The sequence below is a fragment of the Alicycliphilus denitrificans genome, assembly GCF_044792555.1.
Lineage (GTDB): Bacteria > Pseudomonadota > Gammaproteobacteria > Burkholderiales > Burkholderiaceae_C > Alicycliphilus > Alicycliphilus denitrificans_A.
Genome location: NZ_CP126238.1, coordinates 2,341,266 through 2,360,541 on the forward strand (window position 1 = coordinate 2,341,266; position 19,276 = coordinate 2,360,541).

Consider the following 19,276-nt stretch of genomic DNA (forward strand, 5'->3'; position numbering starts at 1 on the left):
CTCACTCCTTGACAGGCTTGGCGCCGGTCGGCTGCTGCGCGGGCTGGGGAGACACGATGGGCTGCAGGCGCCGGGGTGCCTGACTGTTGGCCAGCGTGAACCAAAGACGGCGCGAAACGTGGTCGGTGTGCCAGGTCCAGGCCTTGCCGACCAGGACAGCCAGCATGTCTTGTACTGAGTACGGCCCCAGGGTGCGCTGGGCTTCGGGCAACGGCAGGCCGAGAAAGCGCCGGGCATCCGCTGGCATGGTCTGGGCGTCCACCAGGGCGTAGCCCGTGCGCAGCAGCGTGTAGTCGATGGCCTCGCCGATGGTGGACACCTGCTCGCGCGGGAACGTGATCTGGGCCACCAGGGCCAGCGGTTCAGACAGGCCCTGCTGGGGAGCGGCTTCGGCGGTGGTGTAGCGGCCGATCATCAGGCGTTTGTTGCCGTCGACCAGTGTGGAAGCGAGCGATGGGGCCTGGCATACGGCCAGCAGTGCCAAGCTGGTCAAGATTCGAGGCAATTGCCGGTTCATGAGCTGTAGGGACTCCGCAAAGAAATCCCGGGCCGACACGGCTGCGAAGAACCATGAAGAGATGCCATGCCGACCCGGGGGAAAGACGCACTTGCGTCTGCAAGAGACGCAACTGCGTCCCGCCAGGCGGCATAGTCATTTTTTGAAGCAACTCTTTCCAGCGAAAACCGTCATGTATAGACCAGCCGGTTTTCGCTTGACAGCCAGGCAAAAAAATGGCCTGTAATTGAAAGGTGCTTAAAAGTCAGGCAAGCGGGGGCCGCTTGCTACGGGGGAAGGGCTTTTACCGGATTACAGGCCTTATCCAAAGGGCGCGCATGCTCCTCAAAGTTCGGAGCATGCGCAAAGGATTTACCGGTACGGGGGAAGGGTTATTACGGGAAACGGGCCACCTATACAGCACAGGGGCTGTGCTGTATAGGTGAAAAACCGATCCAAAGCGCCAGAAACCAAAACGCAAAACGCGGTTGATGTAACAAACTGCAAACTGCTTAGCAGATTTAAATCCGTATTTCAAGCGAAAACCGCCAACTTCAAAAAAGCGGTTTCGGGCTGACACGAGATCAGCCCGCCTGTACCGTCCGCGCCCATGGACGAAAAGGACCGATCCCCCTCGCTGCGCAGCCAGCATGCCCCAGTGCGACCGTCGCAGCGCCACCCGTTCCTGGGCCGAGATCCCATGGACCATGGGTGCGCTATCTTCGTAATCGTTGAATCCTTGCAGCAATTGGGGTTGGAGAGCCGGGCCTCGATGCTGCTCAGCTGGCTGGGCCGCTTCGAGGGCCTGGAGCGGCACCTGGAGGAAGAAGCCGATCCGGTCCTGTGCGTACGGCAGACCCTGCTGCAGCACGTCGTTGACATGCCCACTGGTGGAGCACGCAAAACGCAGGGCGAGCTCGATGACACCTGGCACAACATCGTGTGCAGCATCCTGCGGCAGTCGTTCCTGCACGCCTGCATCGACTGGAGCGTGGATGGCTTGAAGCCTCGCATTCGGTGGGACCCACTGGAGCAGACGTTTCTGGAGTTCCTGGCGCTGGGCCTTCCTGGCGAAGAATTGTCAGTGTGGACACCGACCAGCGGCACGCCCAAGCGAGCGCGCCAGTGTGCACAGTTGTTGCTGCGCCAGGTCGTGCAATGAAGTCCATTGCGGCAAAGATCCTGGGCATGGTTCCATGGGGTAGGTCGAAGGCGTCGGCCACCGAGGTGCCGAAAGGGCCTGAGCAGTTGCCCGCGCCCATACCCATGCCCATGCCGCTGGCCATGCCGGCCATTGCCGGCACGGAGCCAGGCTGGCTGCGAGTGCTGAGCGCCGAGCAGCTGCTGGCCACGGTGAAGGCGGGCAGGGCACTGGAGGCAATCTGGCGGCAGTCGCGGCAGTCTGCCCAGGTGTGGGAGCGTGATTTGCTGCCAGCGATCCATCGCTACGCCGAGTTCGTGCAGCTGATGCCGGCGAGCGAGGCCCACCACCACGCCCATGCGGGTGGCCTGCTGTCGCACACGCTGGAGATGCTGGTAGCGGCGATGATCTGGCGCAATGCCCATCTGTTGCCGTGCGGCTCGCAGATCGAGGAGATCGACGCGCAGCGTGACCAGTGGAGCTATGTGGTCTTCTATTGCACGCTGCTGCATGACATTGCCAAGCCCATGACCGACCTGCGGATCGGGTGGCGCTGCGACGGCATGGCCAACGCCACGCGCTGGGTGGCCACGGGCGGTAGCCTGACGCAAATCACTAGCGGCAGGCCTGCGCCTGAATACTTGGTCGACTTCACGCCCAAGAGCCAGCGCGACTACGGCGCCCATGGGCGCTTGGCCCAGCTGTTGCTGCCCAGGATTGCCCCAGAAACAGCTCTCAAATTCTTGGCGCACACGCCCGAGGCGCTCGATGCCCTGGACAAGTACCTCAGCGGCCAGGACCGAGACAGCCTGGTTGCACAGATCGTGCGCCGCGCTGACAGGCTCTCGACGGAGCAGGCCTTGAAGTCATGCAAGAAGGGGCGCTTCCCGACATCGAAGGCCGTGCCGCTCATTGACCTGCTGATGCAGGCGATCACCAGCATGCTGCAGGCCGGCACGGAGCTGCCGCTGAACCGTTCCGGGGGCGCCGCCTGGGTGTATGACGGCGCCATCTGGTTCGTGGCCAAGCGCCTGGCCGACTCGGTGCGCGAATGGATCAAGAAGCACGAGCCCGAGGAATCTGTGCCAGGAGACTCCAAGAACGACCGCCTGTTCGACACCTGGCAGGACTATGGCGTGCTTGAACTCAACCCGCTGACGGGTCAGGCCGTGTGGCATGTGACGGTGCATGGGCAAGTGGCTGGATCTGAGCCTTGCTCAGGGCAAGGGGGCCAAGGCAGTTACACGCACGACCTGGCCATGCTCAAGTTCCCGCTGGCCAAGGTGTTCCCGCACGAGAGCAAGTACCCGGCGGTGATGCAAGGGCGGCTGGAGGTGCGCGAGAAACGCAAGGATGATGCAGGGGAGGGCTCTGGTCCTGCGGCAGAACAAGCTGCACCAGAAGCTGCGGCAGGGCGACAGGTGGCTGCGGCAGCGGTCAATGCCCCTGCGGTAAAACGGGATGCTAGGACGAGCGCTGAGGACAAAAAACTTGCGGCGGTGATGCGTGATCCTGTGTTCAAGGCGCCGCCTGCAGGTGTCAAGCCAGTTGCGCCCAAGCCCGAAGCTGCACAGCCCAAGGCAGACCAGCCTGCGCCAGGGCCAAAAGCACAGAAACCTGCGGCAGTGCAACTGGCACCAGAAACTGCGGCAGTACCTGCTGCTGCAACAGCAACCAGGACTCCCCGGCCTGCGCCAGGGCCTAGGGAGCCAGAAGCTGCGCCAAGGTCGGTGGCACCAGAAGCTGCAGCAACTGCGCCGTCGGCGGCGGCGCCACAGGCATTGGAGATTGACCCAATGGAAGCGGCATACCTGCTGGACGGCGATGACTTCCTGGAGCCACTTGTCCCTGTCGCAGTAAGCAGATCCATGAAGGGGGGCAAGGCTGCGCAGCCGCCCAAGGCCCACGCAGGGAGCGCAGCGGCACCAGCGCAATCATCCGAAGCTGCCGCAATGCCAGCGTTGCCTGCTCCATCGCCGCAGACACTCGAACCTGCAGACGGACTTGGCCAGGCGCCAGAAGCTGCAGCAATTTCCCTGCTAGCGGCCGCACGGCAGCAGGAGCCTACAGGCGCACCAGAGCTCGCTGCGGCACTCGACCCCACACCTGCTCATGCGCCCCTGCCGGCGCCCAGGTCGCACAGCGTAAGCTCTGAATACAGGCGCCTAGTGGACGAGCTCGATGAGCTGCCGCCCGTGATGGCCAGGGCCGCGGTGACCAGGCCGCCGCAGGCTGGCGCACCAGAGCCAGTGCTGCTGCTGCAGGAGCTGCCCGACCTTGATGATGGCCAGGGCAAGCCGCCACCTGAGCCAAGCGAGCTGGCGATGGACTTCATGTACTGGGTTCAGCAGAGCCTGGCGAAGCGCGAGATGAAATTCAACGAGACCGGCGCGATGGTGCATTTTGTTGAGGAGGGCATGGCACTGGTGTCGCCGCGGATCTTCAAGGAGTTCGCGCAGGCGGCGGCTGCAGATGCAGGAGAAGCTGCGGAGCTGGCCACGCGTGTGCAACGAGAGCTCATCAAGTGCGGGTGGCATCTTCCAGGGCCTAACAAGATCAACATCGTCAAGTACCACATCCATGCCAAAGGCTCTGTCGTGGGCACGCTGGCCTGCGTGGTGCTGATCCAACCTGGCCGATTTGTGCAGCCTGTGCCGCCGAGCAATCCGGCGCTCAAGATGGCGTAGCGCCTCCTTCAAAATTTCGAAATCACAAGCAATATCAACAGCTTGCAGTACATCAACCGAAGATATTAAGAAATTGACTGACGATGCTCAAAACCGCTGAATTAGCCGCCGTACTGCTTTTACGTTTACTTCTCGGTCGCTACCTAAAGACCTCTGATAGATGGTGTCGAGTGGTAGGAGTTGTCGCTGGAAGTTTCAGACAACATTCTTGGACTTGTGCGGGGTGCAAGACGATCTTGGTCTGCAAAGCAGTTGACAGTTCGGGGCTTGCCCCCTAGAGTTCGACCCGTGCGTCAACGAGAGGACGTGAAACCGACAAGGATGCATTGTCAGTGACAGCTACTGCCAGGAGCCAATAACGGCTCTATTTTTTGGTAGTTGTTGATTGATACGATGTATATTATGTTAAATATAATTTGCGTAGCATCACTTCAAATTTGATAGCTGTCGGGCCAACAAAATTTTGGTAACCAACTGAGAAATCTTAGTAACCCACAGTGAGTCACTTTGAAGTCCCCTCGAAAACCTGAACCACCCGGAAGTAGAGAATTCCCCCAGCCGGAGTCTCTACATGAAGAAATCCAGATTCAGTGAAACCCAGATAGTCGGCCTCCTCAAGGAGGTCGAGATGGGCGCCAAGGTCGGCGAGACGTGCAGGAAGCACGGCATCAGCGAACCGACCTACTACAAGTGGAAGAGTCAGTTCTCGGGCATGACGGTCTCACACCTGGCCCAGTTGCGCGAGCTGCAGGAAGAGAACGCCAAGCTCAAGCGCATGTACGCCGACCTGGCGCTGATGCACCACGTGCTCAAGGATGTCGTTGACCGAAAGCTCTGACCCCGGAGCGTCGCGAGATGGTCGTTCAAAGCCTCATGACCGAACATGGCATGAGCCAGCGCCGGGCCTGTGCCGCCAGCGGTATTGCCCGCTCCACGCTGCGCTACCGGCCTGTGCCACGCGACGACTCCGGGGTCATCACCTTCATCCAGACCTACATGGCGCTCAATCCGCGTCACGGGTTCGGGCTGCTGTACGACAGTGCCCGCCACCAAGGCAAACCCTGGGGCAAGACGGTGCTGTGGCGCGTGTATTGCGAGCTGAAGCTGAACCTGCCCCGGCGGGGCAAGAAACGACTGCCGTCGCGCATCAAACAGCCTTTAGTGGCTGCGGGCCAGCCCAATCAGGGCTGGAGCTGCGACTTCATGTCCGATGCCTTGTGGTCTGGCCGGCGCTTCAGAACCTTCAATGTCATCGACGAGTTCAACCGCGAAGGGCTGCGCATCGAGGTCGATACGAGCCTGCCCGCTGCGCGGGTCATCCGCGCCTTGAACGAGTTGGTGGAAGTCCGAGGTGCGCCGCTGTCGATTCGCCTGGACAACGGGCCCGAGTTCATCGCCGATGCGCTGGCGAAATGGGCGCAGTCCAAGGGCATTGCCCTCAACCACATCCAGCCTGGAAAGCCCACGCAGAACGCCTATGTGGAACGATTCAACAAGACCTACCGCACCGAGGTGCTGGACTGCTACGTGTTCGAGTCACTGCAGGAAGTGCGCGACATGACGGCCGACTGGCTGCGCCGTTACAACCACTACCGACCACATGAATCCCTAGGCCGAATCCCCCCGGTCGAGTACCGTGTCAAACTGTTCCCCAACCTCTACTTCTGACTGGCTCAGGAATTCGAGGGGACTTCAACTTCTCAAAGGTGGCGTAGACAGCCGTGTCGGTAACCCTGCTATAAACTGCACACCACTATGAACGGAACCTGGTAAGTCTCATAGAGGTATCTTTCGGTAGCACCTAACAGCACTCGGACAGGTGTACTTGCGCCATGCTTAGAAAGCCCTGGTTGAACGACGTAGACAGACAGCCGTACTTCATGTCGTCGACTGAGCTCTCTTACCCGAGCAAGGGTTGCCTTGTCACCTATTTCGAACCGCGTGGCCAATCCCTTAGCCAGACGACGCTCTTCACGTTTTAGAAGATGAGCAAAGAGGTCTGTCGTTTTTTCCTTATTGAACAGCCACATCAAACTCTTCTGAGCTTGCCCGCAGACCGCGTAAAAGTCGTCAACCCGACTGCCTGGCTGGCCGCTAGAGAATTTGCAGTGATAAAACTCAACTTCGATGCGTCGTTGATTGCCATCTTCCTGAACTTTAATGCCGACAACGTCTGCAGCTTCCCCTGCATCGTCATCGTCGAAGAGGACGGCGTAACCAGTCTTCTTGCGAAGCTGTTCAAGAAGCCGGAATTGAATGGAATCAGTTCGCCGACTTGCGTGCTGTGACTCCTTCGTTAGGTCTATACCGCTCCAATCTAATACTTGGAGCTTGTCAGTATCGTACTGAGGCGCTGCACGTGGAAGCTCAATGAACCGCCCCGGCTTTCGAGGAGGCCGATTGGTTTAAGTTGACACTTCTGTCGAGGTGTCGCTGGCGGCGAGTTGCCTCCAGTAGTTTGCCTCAGCTTCTGCCGGAGGGATGCCCCCAATCGGCGTGAGCAGTCGGACGTGGTTGAACCAGTGCACCCATTGCAGGGTGGCCAGTTCCACGGATTCCCTGGTCTTCCAAGGTCCCCGGCGGTGAATCAACTCGGCCTTGTACAGACCGTTGATGGTCTCGGCCAGCGCGTTGTCATAGCTGTCTCCCCTGCTGCCCACCGAAGGTTGTATGCCCGCCTGGTCCAAGCGTTCGGTGTAGCGGATGCTGACGTACTGACTGCCCCTGTCGGAATGGTGCGTCAAGACATGGGCCGCTGGCTGGCGTTCGTACGTATGCGGCTGGCGAACCCATCTTGAATGAGGTGGTAAGGCTGAGCAAGATCGTGTGCACGCAACATTGGCGTGGACACGATGCTCAAAGACCCTCAGACCCCGCGCTATGCGCAGCGGCGTACGCACCGCACCTACACCCCGCAATTCAAGGCCGAGCTGGTGGCTGCCTGCCGACAGCCAGGCGCATCGGTCGCGGCGGTGGCCCTGCAACATGGCATGAACGCCAACGTGCTACACCGCTGGCTCAAGGAATGGGCGCAGGGACTTCACCGTCTTGAAGTTGGCGTCAGCACTGCGGTCGTTGCTTCCCAACCCCCGGCCTTTATCCCCATCGACCTGAGCGCAGTACCGCAGGCGTCTGCTGGTGAGCTACCATCCGCGTCCTTGCCAACGCCAGCGGATGGCATCCGCATCGAATGCCAGCGCCCCGGCATGTCCGTGACCGTGCACTGGCCCTTATCCGCTGCGACCGAGTGCGCCCAGATGCTGCGCGAATTACTGCGGTGATTCGCACATGATCAGGATCGACGCGGCCTGGCTGGCCACCACCCCGCTGGACATGCGCGCGGGCACCGACACCGCCCTGGCGCGGGTGATCGCCACCTTCGGCGCGGCCCAGCCACATCATGCGTACGTCTTCGCCAACCAGCGCGCCAACCGCCTGAAAGTCCTGGTACATGACGGCGTGGGACTGTGGCTGGCCGCGCGCCGGCTGCACCAGGGCAAGTTTGTCTGGGCACCTGCGGGCAGTCCGAACGTGGCGTTGGAACACGCCCAGCTCAACGCCCTGGTGCTGGGCCTGCCCTGGCAGCGTGTGGGCTCGCAAGGTGCCATCACCGTGGTCTGAATCGTCGGCGTAAGGGCGTGGCCGTGGCAATCGGGAGATGCGTCAATGGCTGGACCCAGGGTGAGCGGGCACACTGCCAGCCATGGTGATCGACGAGCAAGCCCTGAGCGAGCTGGACGCAGAGCAACTGCGCGAAGTGACCCAGCGCCTGCTGGCCGAACTGCGTCACCAGCGCGCGCTCAACGAGAAGCTCACCTATGAGTGCGCGCTGCTCAAGCGGCTGAAGTTCGCCGCCCAATCCGAGCGGCACAGCGCCGATCAGAGGAGCCTGCTGGAAGACGAGATCGATGCCGACCTGGCGGCGGTCGCCGTCGAGATTGAGCAACTCCAGCCGCTTGCGGCTGCGCCCGAAGCCAAGCAACAGCCCAAACGCCAGAGCCTGCCTGCCCACCTGCCGCGCCGCGAGATCCGCCACGAGCCTGAGTCGACCACCTGCGCCTGCGGCTGCCAAATGAAGCGCATCGGCGAAGACGTGGCCGAGAAGCTGGACTACGTGCCGGGCGTGTTCACCGTGGAGCGCTACATCCGTGGCAAGTGGGCGTGCACCCAGTGCGAAACCATCACCCAGGCGCCGGTCGAGGCCCATGTGATCGATAAAGGCATCCCGACTGCCGGCCTGCTGGCCCAGGTGCTGGTGGCCAAGTACCAGGATCACCAGCCCTTGTACCGGCAGGAGAACATCTTTGGTCGCGCCGGTCTGGCGATTCCAAGATCCACCCTGGCGCAGTGGGTGGGCACCTGCGGTGCGCGGCTGCAACCGCTGGTCGATGCCCTGAAGGCCGAGGTGCTCGGCCACCGGGTGTTGCACGGTGATGAGACCCCGGTGGCCATGCTCAAGCCGGGCAACGGTAAAACGCACCGGGCCTACCTGTGGGCCTATGCCCCGGGAGCGTTTGAAGCCACGCGGGCCGTGGTCTATGACTTCTGCGAGTCCCGCGCCGGAGAACACGCCCGCGCCTTCCTGGGTGAGTGGCGCGGCAGCCTGATCTGTGACGACTATGCCGGCTACAAGGCCAGCTTTAGCCAGGGCGTGACCGAAGCCGGTTGCCTGGCACACGCCCGGCGCAAGTTCTTCGACCTGCACGCGGCGGGCAAGAGCGAGATCGCCGAATTGGCCCTGGCGCAGTTCGCCCGGGTCTATGAGATCGAACGGCAAGTTCAGCCCCTGGCGGCACCAGAGCGGCTGCAGGTGCGCCAGCAGCACAGTCGGCCCATTCTGGACGCGTTGCACCAGTGGATGGTGCTGCAACGCCAGCAGGTGGCGGGCAACTCGGCGACGGCCAAGGCGCTGGACTACAGCCTCAAGCGATGGGCTGCGCTCACGCGCTTCGTTGATGACCCGCAGCTGCCGCCGGACAACAATTGGATCGAAAACCAGATCAGGCCTGTGGCCCTGGGGCGCTCGAATTGGTTATTCGCAGGAAGCCTGCGCGCGGGCCAGCGGGCGGCCGCCGTGATGAGCCTGATCCAGTCAGCGCGCATGAACGGGCACGACCCATATGCCTATCTCAAGGATGTGCTGACCCGGCTGCCCACGCACAAGGCCAGCCGGATTGAAGAACTGCTGCCGCATCGCTGGCAACCCATCGACATCTGATCATCAGCCATGGCCGCCAGCGGCGGTCAACATGGGTTTGCCGCGCGCTTACGATGGTTTCGCACTGGGTGCACGCCCACTTGCCACGGATGTAGCGCTCCACGGTGAACACGCCCGGCACGTAGTCCAGCTTCTCGGCCACGTCTTCGCCGATGCGCTTCATTTGGCAGCCGCAGGCGCAGGTGGTCGACTCAGGCTCGTGGCGGATCTCGCGGCGCGGCAGGTGGGCAGGCAGGCTCTGGCGTTTGGGCTGTTGCTTGGCTTCGGGCGCAGCCGCAAGCGGCTGGAGTTGCTCAATCTCGACGGCGACCGCCGCCAGGTCGGCATCGATCTCGTCTTCCAGCAGGCTCCTCTGATCGGCGCTGTGCCGCTCGGATTGGGCGGCGAACTTCAGCCGCTTGAGCAGCGCGCACTCATAGGTGAGCTTCTCGTTGAGCGCGCGCTGGTGACGCAGTTCGGCCAGCAGGCGCTGGGTCACTTCGCGCAGTTGCTCTGCGTCCAGCTCGCTCAGGGCTTGCTCGTCGATCACCATGGCTGGCAGTGTGCCCGCTCACCCTGGGTCCAGCCATTGACGCATCTCCCGATTGCCACGGCCACGCCCTTACGCCGACGATTCAGACCACGGTGATGGCACCTTGCGAGCCCACACGCTGCCAGGGCAGGCCCAGCACCAGGGCGTTGAGCTGGGCGTGTTCCAACGCCACGTTCGGACTGCCCGCAGGTGCCCAGACAAACTTGCCCTGGTGCAGCCGGCGCGCGGCCAGCCACAGTCCCACGCCGTCATGTACCAGGACTTTCAGGCGGTTGGCGCGCTGGTTGGCGAAGACGTACGCATGATGTGGCTGGGCCGCGCCGAAGGTGGCGATCACCCGCGCCAGGGCGGTGTCGGTGCCCGCGCGCATGTCCAGCGGGGTGGTGGCCAGCCAGGCCGCGTCGATCCTGATCATGTGCGAATCACCGCAGTAATTCGCGCAGCATCTGGGCGCACTCGGTCGCAGCGGATAAGGGCCAGTGCACGGTCACGGACATGCCGGGGCGCTGGCATTCGATGCGGATGCCATCCGCTGGCGTTGGCAAGGACGCGGATGGTAGCTCACCAGCAGACGCCTGCGGTACTGCGCTCAGGTCGATGGGGATAAAGGCCGGGGGTTGGGAAGCAACGACCGCAGTGCTGACGCCAACTTCAAGACGGTGAAGTCCCTGCGCCCATTCCTTGAGCCAGCGGTGTAGCACGTTGGCGTTCATGCCATGTTGCAGGGCCACCGCCGCGACCGATGCGCCTGGCTGTCGGCAGGCAGCCACCAGCTCGGCCTTGAATTGCGGGGTGTAGGTGCGGTGCGTACGCCGCTGCGCATAGCGCGGGGTCTGAGGGTCTTTGAGCATCGTGTCCACGCCAATGTTGCGTGCACACGATCTTGCTCAGCCTTACCACCTCATTCAAGATGGGTTCGCCAGCCGCATACGTTCGTACAGAGCCTGCTCCAGGGCATCGAGCACGAAGTCCGTCTGCATGCTGCGACTGACGCGCCAGCCCACGATGCGCCGAGCGTACACATCCACCACAAAGGCCACATACAACCAGCCTTGCCAGGTGGAGACATAGGTGAAGTCCGACACCCATAGCTCGTTGGGACGGCTGGCATGGAAGTGCCGGTTGACGTGGTCCAGCGGGCACGGGGCCGAGGTATCCGGCGTGGTGGTGCGCACCGCCCTGCCACGGCGTGCCCCTTGCAAGCCCATGGCACGCATCAGACGCTCGACCGTGCAGCGCGCCACCACGATGCCCTCGCGGTTCATCTGCAGCCAGACCTTGTCGGCTCCGTAGACCTGCCAGTTGGCGTGCCACACGCGCTGAATGTCGGCCTTCAAACCCTCGTCACGCTGGGCGCGTGCACTGCGCAGTTGCGCGTTGCGTTGCCGGGCTGCGTGGCGCCAGTAACACGACGGGGCCATCTGCAGCGCCCGGCAGATGGGCTCGACCCCGTAGTCATCACGGTGGCGGTCGATGTAGGCCTTCACGACTTGAGTCGGCGGTCGAGCTCCGCCTGCGCGAAAAACGCGCTGGCCGTCTTCAGGATGTCGTTGGCCCGGCGCAATTCTTTGACCTCACGCTCCAGTTCCTTGATGCGCTGCGCATCCGAGGTGGTGGTGCCGGGGCGCTGGCCGCTGTCGACCTCGGCCTTCTTGACCCAGTCGTTCAAGGTCTGTGGCACGCAGCCAATCTTGGGGGCAATCGATTCAATCGCTGCCCACAGCGACGGGTAGTCGGCTCGGTGCTCCTGCACCATGCGCACGGCGCGCTCGCGCACTTCCGGGGAGAACTTCGGTGACTTGTTCATAGCTCCATCTTCTCAAGTGTTGGAGCCTCCTCAAAACCCGGGGCGGTTCACAACGAGCAGATTTCCTTCGAGCGACGAGCCATCTGCAAACCAGACTGTCGGTGGGTGCGCCGTAAGGTATTGACAAAGGTCTTGCCCGCCAGAGGCACCCGTGCGAACGTCAAGCTGCCCTGCTCCAACGTATGAAAATCGGTAGTCAGTGGTATCGCCAGATGGAAAAATCTCAAGGAGAACCTGTCGCGTCCACTCATCACAGCGTAGCTCGAGTATGAGTGGCTCAGTCAGTGGGCCATCAAGCACGTTGAATTCAACGTCCGAAATTGAGACTTCGGAACATCCAATCGGAACGAAGCCAACTTGATGCTCTTGGCGAGATACAAAGTCCAGAGGCCAGTCGACTCCAATTGGATGCTGCTCTGGGCGCGCCGAAACAATTTTCGGAATCAGTGTGCCCTTAAGCACCTCGTCGGGGTCGATGGACTCATCAACAATCTTGGTCGCAAGATGCCGACACCATTTGGCAAAAGTGTCCACCCGCAGCCGCAATACCGACCAGACCCGACCTCGTTTCGCAGCACCGATAGTCACAGGCGTACCGTTCTCAAATCCGGCGCCAGCAACTACCGCCTTTCTTGCGCTTTGGCGAGTGGCGTCACCAAGCCTCGCAGCGACATCTGCTCCCATACGACCTGTATATCGAATCTGCCTCCCGAAATGCTCATCAAGGCCAACGTTTGTAAGTAGTAGCCGGTTGATGCCGTGCAAGACGCGGTAGACCTGCGGGTCAGCAATGAGGACTACATCGCGTCCGCCAATTGCTTTTGCCACATCCTTGAACTCGCTACTGTTACTCGAGCCGTGGATGAACAACAGAGATTTCTCGCGGTCCCAGACGGAAACGAAGAGCTCCCAGTGCCACTCTGTCACTGAAGATATGGACGTCCAGGGAACACCCGTTTCGCGAGCAGTCAAAGCGACCAGAGTGTTTTCACGCTCATTGATGGTAACTAGAACTTTGTCTCTCGCCTTCAGCCCACGAAGTCCCGCTCGAAACGCTCGAGGCGTCCAATTGGCACAAGTGGTCTTGTAGATAACGGTACTTGCAGAAGGCCGGAGGTCTTTTAACGGAATAGAGTCGATGGACCTGTCGAACCCGCGCATGTACTCCTGGGCGCCCACTTCATCCGCGATGGCTTCATCGCTGAGGTCAGGTAGCAGTTCATTCCAATCAGGGTCCTGAGCATAGAGCTGCAGCAATTCATCACACACGTCCAGATTCGCGATGTTTGCGATGAAGACTGGGTCTCCCAAATCGGCCCGTGACCGCGTGAACCTTCCGGCCAATTGGAGCGTGACGGCTAAGCTCTTTCGGATGTCGTGAAACGCTGCGATTTTTAGTTCCGGCATGTCGAAACCTTCGCCGAGCATGTCGACGCAAACCACAATTCTTGACTTCCCGCTTTCAAGCTTCTGGATTGCCTCCGTTCTAGCCTTAGAAGACAGACCTGTGTGCAACATAACAGGTTCAAATCTGTCTAAGGCTCGATAAGTTTCGAACACCGCTTCTGCGCGTTTGATGTTCGCAACGCGAGCCATGACCACGTGCTTCCCGGTAAAGTCTGAATCGAGTTCTTCGATTGCCTTTGCCGCAATCGCTTGGTCAGCCCGTGCTACGTCGAATTCATAGACCGAGCTGAAACTGATAGGCCTGAAGTAGCCCTCCGCCATAGCTTTGCGCAGTGGATAAATGTAGACCACTCGCCCGTCAATGAGTTGGCCGTCTTCCCTGAACGGAGTAGCGGTGAACTGTAGAACTCTGCTTAAACTGAACTTGGCTTTGAGGTCGCGCCACGTATTTGCCTCGACATGGTGTGCTTCGTCAATGAACAGATGGGTGCACTGCTTCGCCATCTGCGCCTGGACTGAACCGCCCCGGCTTTCGAGGAGGCCGATTGGTTTAAGTTGACACTTCTGTCGAGGTGTCGCTGGCGGCGAGTTGCCTCCAGTAGTTTGCCTCAGCTTCTGCCGGAGGGATGCCCCCAATCGGCGTGAGCAGTCGGACGTGGTTGAACCAGTGCACCCATTGCAGGGTGGCCAGTTCCACGGATTCCCTGGTCTTCCAAGGTCCCCGGCGGTGAATCAACTCGGCCTTGTACAGACCGTTGATGGTCTCGGCCAGCGCGTTGTCATAGCTGTCTCCCCTGCTGCCCACCGAAGGTTGTATGCCCGCCTGGTCCAAGCGTTCGGTGTAGCGGATGCTGACGTACTGACTGCCCCTGTCGGAATGGTGCGTCAAGACATGGGCCGCTGGCTGGCGTTCGTACAGAGCCTGCTCCAGGGCATCGAGCACGAAGTCCGTCTGCATGCTGCGACTGACGCGCCAGCCCACGATGCGCCGAGCGTACACATCCACCACAAAGGCCACATACAACCAGCCTTGCCAGGTGGAGACATAGGTGAAGTCCGACACCCATAGCTCGTTGGGACGGCTGGCATGGAAGTGCCGGTTGACGTGGTCCAGCGGGCACGGGGCCGAGGTATCCGGCGTGGTGGTGCGCACCGCCCTGCCACGGCGTGCCCCTTGCAAGCCCATGGCACGCATCAGACGCTCGACCGTGCAGCGCGCCACCACGATGCCCTCGCGGTTCATCTGCAGCCAGACCTTGTCGGCTCCGTAGACCTGCCAGTTGGCGTGCCACACGCGCTGAATGTCGGCCTTCAAACCCTCGTCACGCTGGGCGCGTGCACTGCGCAGTTGCGCGTTGCGTTGCCGGGCTGCGTGGCGCCAGTAACACGACGGGGCCATCTGCAGCGCCCGGCAGATGGGCTCGACCCCGTAGTCATCACGGTGGCGGTCGATGTAGGCCTTCACGACTTGAGTCGGCGGTCGAGCTCCGCCTGCGCGAAAAACGCGCTGGCCGTCTTCAGGATGTCGTTGGCCCGGCGCAATTCTTTGACCTCACGCTCCAGTTCCTTGATGCGCTGCGCATCCGAGGTGGTGGTGCCGGGGCGCTGGCCGCTGTCGACCTCGGCCTTCTTGACCCAGTCGTTCAAGGTCTGTGGCACGCAGCCAATCTTGGGGGCAATCGATTCAATCGCTGCCCACAGCGACGGGTAGTCGGCTCGGTGCTCCTGCACCATGCGCACGGCGCGCTCGCGCACTTCCGGGGAGAACTTCGGTGACTTGTTCATAGCTCCATCTTCTCAAGTGTTGGAGCCTCCTCAAAACCCGGGGCGGTTCAGGACATCAGAAGAACACCCTCCTGCAAGCTGGCTAGTCGTCACGACGACGTTGCAAGGGCCAAAGAAGGTATCAATCTCTTCTATGGTGGTGGGTTTTTTAAGTAGGGTACCAACTACCGGTCGATGGGCCTCTTCAAGAAGTACTGCATTATTTGCAGCCTTCAATAGACCAAGCGTCAGGAACTTGTTCGCGATTTGCGTGCGCAGCGCATCGGTTGGGACGATGACAAGTACGCGAGAACACCTGTCTGAAACAAGCGTTGACAGCATCGTCTCTGTCTTGCCGGTGCCCGTCGGCATCACTACCGTTGCAACTTCTATGCTCGTAGACCAGTGCGCATGTATGGCGTGCAACGCTCCAACCTGTGGAGACCGAAGCGCAGGGCGTCCACCTGACGATGCTTCGTTGGTGAATTGAAATGCGTTTATCCAGGACGACAGAGCCGCGTCACGCGCGGATGCTGTCTGCTGAGCTGTATTGTGTGGATGCTGAAACCAGTAGCCGTTGCGCAGGTCGGCGTCATCAACTTCGGTACTCAGACCCTTCGCGACCAGAACCGGTGCGTCGTCCTTGAATGCCCCGACAGGCGGCTTGGCAAATACGTACGCGACTACAGCCCCATTTGTGCCAGTAACCAAATGACCCTTGTCGGAGCCATTAGTGTATTTTGCGACGGTAGCAATATGACGAGTCGCGGGTTGCGCCAGTTGTTCAATGGGGCCACATCTGTGTGCAACCTCGAAGGCTTTCATGGGCGGAAGCAGTACTTCCATATTCTCCTCCCCTCCGAACAGCTTGGACTGATATAACGCCCTGAGCCGTGGATATTTAATTGTTGCGGTACTGTGGGTTACGTCAGTGGCCCTAGTTGGCCTATCAGTCCTTAAATGGAAAATCGGGTTCAGACCCAGCTGTCACCAATCGACTCTGCCTGCTGCAGCACCAATTCAATGGCCGCATCCGTCTGGTCTGGCGGGTACTTGTATTTGCGCAAAATGCGTTTGACCATCAACCGCAGTGTGGCTCTCACGCTCTCGCGCTGCGCCCAGTCCACGGTGATGTTCTTTTTAAGGTTCTCGGTGAGCTCGTGGGCAATTTTCTTGAGGGTCTCGTCGGTCAGTTCCTTGACGGCCGACTCGTTGTTGGCCAACGCGTCGTAGAAGCGCACCTCATCATCTGACAGGCCTAACTGCTCTCCCCTGCTCGCGGCCTCCTTGAACTTCTTGGCCATTTCCACCAGCTCTTCCATCACCTGCGCGGTTTCGATGCTGCGGTTCTGGTAGCGGGTGATGACATTGCTCAGCAGGTCGCTGAACTTCTTTTGCTGAACCACGTTGGTGGCGAATTTGCTCTTGATTTCGCCTTCCAGCAGCCGTTCCAGCAGTTCCACGGCCAAGTTGCGCTCGGGTAGGTTTTTCACCTGAGCGAGGAAGTCATCGTCCAGCAGGCCGATGTTGGGCTTGTCCAGGCCCACGGCGTCGAAGATGTCCACGACGCTTTCGCTCACCACCGCCTGGCTGATGATTTGCCGGATGGCGACCTCGCGCTGCTCGTCGGTCTTCTTTTGGGTACTGATGTCGCGCTTGGTTAGGATGACCTTGACCGCCTGCAGGAAGGCCACCTCCTCGCGTAGGGCCTTGGCTTCGTCCAGGGTGCAGCAAAGGCTGAAGGCCTTGCTCATGGCCAGCGCATTGTCAGCAAAGCGCTTCTTGCCGTCACGCTTGCTGTCCTTGCCCTCGGACTTGATGCCCAAAACGTGGTTGGCTGCACCCGCCAGGGTCTTGTGGCCACCTGTGAGGAAGCCTGAGTAGTCATACCCGTGCAGCATGGCGCGCAGCACGTCCATCTTCTCCAGCAGCACCGACAGGGCCTCGTGGGCATCCACGGTAGGCTTGCCGCGGCCCTGGCTGGCGGTGTACTCCTTCATGGCAGCCTTCAGCTCATTGCCGATACCGATGTAGTCCACCACCAGACCGCCCTGCTTGTCCTTGAATACACGGTTGATGCGGGCAATCGCCTGCATCAGGTTGTGCCCCTTCATAGGCTTGTCCACGTACATGGTGTGCACGCAGGGGGCGTCGAAGCCAGTCAGCCACATGTCGCGCACGATGACCAGGCGCAACGGGTCCGTGGGGTCCTTGAAGCGTTTTTCGAGGCGTTTCTTGACCTGTGCGCTGTAGATGTGGGGGCGCAGCAAAGCTTTGTCGCTGGCGCTACCAGTCATCACAATCTTGATGGCACCTTTTTCTGGGTCGCTGCCGTGCCATTCGGGGCGCAGCTTCACGATTTCGTTGTACAGGTGCACGCAGATGTCCCGGCTCATGGCGACCACCATGGCCTTGCCGTCCTGGGTCTTGTTGCGCTCCTCGAAGTGCGCCACCAGGTCAGCGGCCACGCTGGCCACGCGGGGCGTGGCGCCCACCACCTTTTCCAGCGCGGCCCAGCGGCTTTTGAGTTGCGCCTGGGTACTTTCTTCTTCGTCCTCGGCCAACTCGTCCACTTCATCATCAAGAAAGGACAGGTCCTCTTCCTTGAGTCGAAGCTTGGCCAGCCGGCTTTCGTAATAGATGGCGACCGTGGCCCCGTCTTCCTTGGCCTGCTGCATGTCGTAGACCGAGATGTAGTCACCAAAAACAGCACGGGTGTCGCGGTCGGTACTGCTGACGGGCGTGCCGGTGAAGGCCACGAAGGTGGCGTTCGGCAAGGCATCGCGCAGGTGCTGGGCATAGCCGACCTGGTACTTCGTGAGGTACTCCGGCTCCGCAAAGTCGGCGGTAACGGCTGCTCCCGAGGTCTCACCGTCGGCCAGGACCAGCGCCTTGGCGGCACTGGCACCCTTGTTCTTGATGGTCTTGAGTTTGGCCTCGAAGCCGTACTGGGTGCGGTGGGCTTCGTCGGCAATCACCACGATGTTGTGGCGCTCTGAGAGCACAGGGAACATGTCCTCATCCTCGCCCGGCATGAACTTCTGGATGGTGGCGAACACAATGCCGCCCGAGGGCCGATTGCTAAGCAGTTGCCGCAATTGCTGCCGGGTGCTGGCCTGGGCGGGCTGCTCGCGCAGCAGGTCTCGCGCCAGGCTGAACACTCCAAACAGTTGCCCGTCCAGGTCGTTGCGGTCGGTGATGACGACGATGGTGGGGTTGGCCATCGCGGGCTCTTGCATCACCCGGGCGGCAAAGCATGTCATGGTGATGCTCTTGCCGCTGCCTTGGGTGTGCCACACCACCCCGCCCTTCCCTCGCTGGTTGGCGGCACTGTCAGGCCGGGAGGCGGCCACCACATGCGCGATGGCAGAGCGCACAGCATGAAACTGGTGGTAGCCAGCAATTTTCTTAACAAGGCTGCCGTCGTCTTCGAACAGGACGAAGTAGCGCAGGTAGTCCAGCAGGTACGGGGGCGCCAGGGCGCCGCGCACCAGCGTTTCCAGCTCGTTGAACTCCCCCAGCGGGTCTAGGTTCACGCCGTCGATTGTGCGCCATTGCATGAAGCGCTCGGCATTGGCTGACAGGGAACCGAGCCGCGCCTCGGTGCCATCCGAGATGACTAGCACCTCGTTGTACTGAAAAACGTCCGGTATCTGCTCCTTGTAGGTCTGAATCTGGTCATAGGCTTTCCAGATGTCGGCGGCCTGGTCAGCAGGGTTCTTTAGCTCCAGCAAGACCAGCGGCAGGCCGTTGACGAACAAGATGATGTCGGGGCGGCGCGTGTGGTGCGGCCCCTTGATGGTGAACTGATTGACGGCCCAGAACTCGTTGCGCGACACCTCCGACCAATCAACCAAGCGAACAAAGTCACCACGGGTTTCGCCATCCTTCTGGTACTGCACCGGCACGCCACCGACCAGCAGCTTGTGGAATGCCCGGTTGGCCGACAGCTGGGATGGGATGCCCAAATCCAGCACCCGGTGCAGGGCGTCCTCACGAGCTACCGTCGGGATGAGCGGATTCAGGCGCTGGATAGCTTCGCGCAGTCGGAACGACAGGACGACCTGGCGGTAATCGGCACGTTGAGGGTTGCCGCCGTCCGGGGCGATATCCAGCCCATTGTGGAGCGAGTAGCCAACATCAGCCAGCCAGCCCAGGGTTTCCTTTTCCAGTTGGTCTTCAGTCATGTCTCACTATTAGCTTGATTCAGTACCGTGACGGCTG

Annotated in this window: 14 protein-coding genes, 3 pseudogenes and 2 other annotated features; of the genes and pseudogenes, 7 read left to right on the forward strand and 10 right to left on the reverse strand. The window is 60.9% G+C overall.

Annotated features, from left to right (window positions below; all coding sequences use genetic code 11):
• Position 1: 1 nt before the first annotated feature.
• Entirely contained in the window at positions 2-493 is a 492-nt protein-coding gene (locus tag P7644_RS11190) for a hypothetical protein (protein WP_404299144.1), read from the reverse strand.
• A gap of 613 nt (positions 494-1,106) precedes the next feature.
• Here P7644_RS11190 and P7644_RS11195 point away from each other — a divergent pair.
• From P7644_RS11195 to P7644_RS11210, 4 genes are all read left to right on the forward strand, one after another.
• A complete protein-coding gene (locus P7644_RS11195; RefSeq protein ID WP_404299145.1) occupies positions 1,107-1,658 on the forward strand; it encodes a hypothetical protein in 552 nt (183 codons plus the stop codon).
• A complete protein-coding gene (gene mobH, locus P7644_RS11200) occupies positions 1,655-4,324 on the forward strand; it encodes a MobH family relaxase (protein WP_404299146.1) in 2,670 nt (889 codons plus the stop codon). Before P7644_RS11195 ends, mobH begins: the two co-directional genes overlap by 4 nt.
• A 571-nt stretch (positions 4,325-4,895) precedes the next feature.
• Positions 4,896-5,992 (forward strand): IS3 family transposase gene (locus tag P7644_RS11205; RefSeq protein ID WP_404299148.1). Its coding sequence is split into 2 segments (ribosomal slippage): positions 4,896-5,148 and positions 5,148-5,992, totalling 1,098 coding nucleotides; the frame shifts between segments, so codons are not numbered across the junction.
• Between the two features lie 317 nt (positions 5,993-6,309).
• Positions 6,310-6,612, forward strand: coding sequence for a hypothetical protein (locus tag P7644_RS11210; protein WP_404299149.1), 303 nt, complete (start codon positions 6,310-6,312; stop codon positions 6,610-6,612).
• 117 nt (positions 6,613-6,729) lie between these two features.
• On the opposite strand, the pseudogene P7644_RS11215 reads toward P7644_RS11210, so the two are convergent.
• Positions 6,730-7,095: pseudogene (locus tag P7644_RS11215) on the reverse strand (integrase core domain-containing protein); the annotation flags it as partial.
• An 81-nt stretch (positions 7,096-7,176) separates the two neighbouring features.
• Here P7644_RS11215 and tnpA (P7644_RS11220) point away from each other — a divergent pair.
• The 3 genes from tnpA (P7644_RS11220) (at position 7,177) to tnpC (ending at position 9,542) form a co-directional block, all read left to right on the forward strand.
• Positions 7,177-7,605 carry an IS66-like element accessory protein TnpA gene (tnpA, locus tag P7644_RS11220; protein ID WP_404299151.1) on the forward strand — a complete coding sequence of 143 codons (429 nt, stop codon included), beginning with the start codon at positions 7,177-7,179 and terminating at the stop codon, positions 7,603-7,605.
• A 7-nt stretch (positions 7,606-7,612) separates the two neighbouring features.
• Positions 7,613-7,945, forward strand: a complete 333-nt coding sequence (gene tnpB / locus P7644_RS11225; protein WP_404299152.1) for an IS66 family insertion sequence element accessory protein TnpB — start codon at positions 7,613-7,615, stop codon at positions 7,943-7,945.
• Positions 7,946-8,027: 82 nt separating this feature from the next.
• Entirely contained in the window at positions 8,028-9,542 is a 1,515-nt protein-coding gene (tnpC, locus tag P7644_RS11230) for an IS66 family transposase (protein ID WP_404299153.1), read from the forward strand.
• A 43-nt stretch (positions 9,543-9,585) separates the two neighbouring features.
• On the opposite strand, the pseudogene P7644_RS11235 reads toward tnpC, so the two are convergent.
• The 8 genes and pseudogenes from P7644_RS11235 to P7644_RS11270 all read right to left on the reverse strand — a co-directional run.
• Positions 9,586-10,074: pseudogene (locus tag P7644_RS11235) on the reverse strand (IS66 family transposase zinc-finger binding domain-containing protein); the annotation flags it as partial.
• A gap of 82 nt (positions 10,075-10,156) precedes the next feature.
• A complete protein-coding gene (gene tnpB, locus P7644_RS11240) occupies positions 10,157-10,489 on the reverse strand; it encodes an IS66 family insertion sequence element accessory protein TnpB (protein WP_404299152.1) in 333 nt (110 codons plus the stop codon).
• 7 nt (positions 10,490-10,496) lie between these two features.
• Positions 10,497-10,925 carry an IS66-like element accessory protein TnpA gene (tnpA, locus tag P7644_RS11245; protein WP_404299151.1) on the reverse strand — a complete coding sequence of 143 codons (429 nt, stop codon included), beginning with the start codon at positions 10,923-10,925 and terminating at the stop codon, positions 10,497-10,499.
• Positions 10,926-11,003: 78 nt separating this feature from the next.
• Positions 11,004-11,881, reverse strand: a pseudogene (locus P7644_RS11250) (IS3 family transposase); the annotation flags it as partial.
• Positions 11,487-11,603: a sequence feature (AL1L pseudoknot), on the reverse strand. (Overlaps the previous pseudogene by 117 nt.)
• A gap of 30 nt (positions 11,882-11,911) precedes the next feature.
• Positions 11,912-13,792, reverse strand: a complete 1,881-nt coding sequence (locus P7644_RS11255) for a DEAD/DEAH box helicase (protein WP_404299154.1) — start codon at positions 13,790-13,792, stop codon at positions 11,912-11,914.
• A 46-nt stretch (positions 13,793-13,838) separates the two neighbouring features.
• Positions 13,839-15,073, reverse strand: a protein-coding gene (locus P7644_RS11260) for an IS3 family transposase (protein WP_085947515.1) whose coding sequence is annotated in 2 segments (ribosomal slippage) — positions 13,839-14,785 and positions 14,785-15,073 — 1,236 coding nt in all. Because the reading frame shifts where the segments join, the coding sequence is not laid out codon by codon here.
• Positions 14,679-14,795: a sequence feature (AL1L pseudoknot), on the reverse strand. Its footprint overlaps the gene before it by 117 nt.
• Before the next feature lie 30 nt (positions 15,074-15,103).
• Positions 15,104-15,898 carry a DEAD/DEAH box helicase family protein gene (locus P7644_RS11265; protein WP_404299155.1) on the reverse strand — a complete coding sequence of 265 codons (795 nt, stop codon included), beginning with the start codon at positions 15,896-15,898 and terminating at the stop codon, positions 15,104-15,106.
• 128 nt (positions 15,899-16,026) lie between these two features.
• Positions 16,027-19,239: a type I restriction endonuclease subunit R gene (locus tag P7644_RS11270; protein ID WP_404299157.1), complete on the reverse strand. Its 3,213-nt coding sequence runs from the start codon at positions 19,237-19,239 to the stop codon at positions 16,027-16,029.
• Positions 19,240-19,276: the final 37 nt, after the last annotated feature.

Coding starts and splice junctions, on each gene's coding strand:
- P7644_RS11255 (WP_404299154.1), bottom strand. CDS start 13,792: ATGGCGAAGCAGTGCACCCATCTGTTCATTGACGAAGCACACCATGTC.
- tnpA (WP_404299151.1), bottom strand. CDS start 10,925: ATGCTCAAAGACCCTCAGACCCCGCGCTATGCGCAGCGGCGTACGCAC.
- tnpA (WP_404299151.1), top strand. CDS start 7,177: ATGCTCAAAGACCCTCAGACCCCGCGCTATGCGCAGCGGCGTACGCAC.
- P7644_RS11270 (WP_404299157.1), bottom strand. CDS start 19,239: ATGACTGAAGACCAACTGGAAAAGGAAACCCTGGGCTGGCTGGCTGAT.
- tnpC (WP_404299153.1), top strand. CDS start 8,028: ATGGTGATCGACGAGCAAGCCCTGAGCGAGCTGGACGCAGAGCAACTG.
- P7644_RS11265 (WP_404299155.1), bottom strand. CDS start 15,898: ATGGAAGTACTGCTTCCGCCCATGAAAGCCTTCGAGGTTGCACACAGA.
- P7644_RS11195 (WP_404299145.1), top strand. CDS start 1,107: ATGGACGAAAAGGACCGATCCCCCTCGCTGCGCAGCCAGCATGCCCCA.
- tnpB (WP_404299152.1), top strand. CDS start 7,613: ATGATCAGGATCGACGCGGCCTGGCTGGCCACCACCCCGCTGGACATG.
- mobH (WP_404299146.1), top strand. CDS start 1,655: ATGAAGTCCATTGCGGCAAAGATCCTGGGCATGGTTCCATGGGGTAGG.
- P7644_RS11210 (WP_404299149.1), top strand. CDS start 6,310: ATGAGCAAAGAGGTCTGTCGTTTTTTCCTTATTGAACAGCCACATCAA.
- tnpB (WP_404299152.1), bottom strand. CDS start 10,489: ATGATCAGGATCGACGCGGCCTGGCTGGCCACCACCCCGCTGGACATG.